The following is a 941-nucleotide window of genomic DNA, read 5'->3' as shown; positions in this document are numbered from 1 at the left end:
GAGCGCGACTATGGCGTCGTCATCCGCGACGGCGAGGTCGACGAGCAGGCGACGGAAAGGCTGCGCGCGCGGCACAAGCCGTCCGCCGGCCATTTCCATTTCGGTCCAGAGCGCGACGGCTACGAAGCGCAATGGACCCCTGCGGCCTACGACCGGCTCACCGCCATACTGAGGGACCTGCCGATCCACTGGCGGTTCTTCGCCAAGACCGAGATCTTCCGCCGCATGAAGGGGCGCTTCGGGCCGGAGGGCGTACAGGCGGCCTTCGATGCGGCGTGCGAACGGTTCCCCGAACTGCCGCGTCCTCGCCCGGTGCGAGAGGCCGCTGAATGATCAGCGCCGGCCGCATCGTCCGGCTGGCCGAGCGCGACCGGGTAGAGGTGAATTTCTTCCTTGATGGCGAGATGCGCAGCGCGCTGGCTTGCGATACGCTGCTGACCGCCATGCTGGCGTCGGGACAAGCCTTACGAAAGTCCGAGTTCGGGCCTGAACCCCGCGCGGGCTTCTGCCTGATGGGAGCCTGCCAGGATTGCTGGGTCTGGCAGGAAGAGGGGCCGCGCCTGCGCGCGTGCACAACCCCTATCGGTGAGGGCATGCGGCTGCGCACGACGCCGCCGGAGAGCTGGCCGTGAGTGACGCTTCATCGCCGAAGATCGTGATCGTCGGCGCCGGTCCGGCTGGCATAAGGGCCGCGGCGGTGCTGGTCGAGGCCGGGCTGCACCCGATGGTGATCGACGAAGGCAATCGCGCCGGCGGTCAGATCTATCGTCGCCCACCGGACGGATTCGTCCGCACACCGGAGCAGCTCTATGGCTCGGAGGCGGCGAAGGCGCGCTCGCTGCATGACCTGTTCGACCGGTTGGTCAAGGAGGGGCGCCTTACCCATTGCGCAGCGAGTTCGGTCATCGCCGCGCAGGAGGGACGGCTGCACGTGCTGGGGG

Annotated in this window: 2 protein-coding genes and 1 pseudogene; all 3 read left to right on the top strand. The window is 68.3% G+C overall.

Going from position 1 to position 941, the window contains the following annotated elements; genetic code table 11:
* Window positions 1-333, top strand: a pseudogene (locus tag EN745_RS35245) (hydantoin utilization protein B); the annotation flags it as partial.
* Window positions 330-632, top strand: a complete 303-nt coding sequence (locus EN745_RS35240; protein ID WP_127423344.1) for a (2Fe-2S)-binding protein — start codon at window positions 330-332, stop codon at window positions 630-632. The pseudogene EN745_RS35245 and the gene EN745_RS35240, both read left to right, overlap by 4 nt.
* Window positions 629-941, top strand: a 313-nt coding sequence (locus tag EN745_RS35235) for an NAD(P)-binding protein (RefSeq protein WP_127423343.1), incomplete at its 3' end; no start/stop codon positions are given. The genes EN745_RS35240 and EN745_RS35235, both read left to right, overlap by 4 nt.

It is taken from the genome of Mesorhizobium sp. M4A.F.Ca.ET.022.05.2.1 (genome assembly GCF_003998845.1).
GTDB lineage: Bacteria > Pseudomonadota > Alphaproteobacteria > Rhizobiales > Rhizobiaceae > Mesorhizobium.
This window is presented reverse-complemented; position numbering and strand designations above follow the sequence as displayed.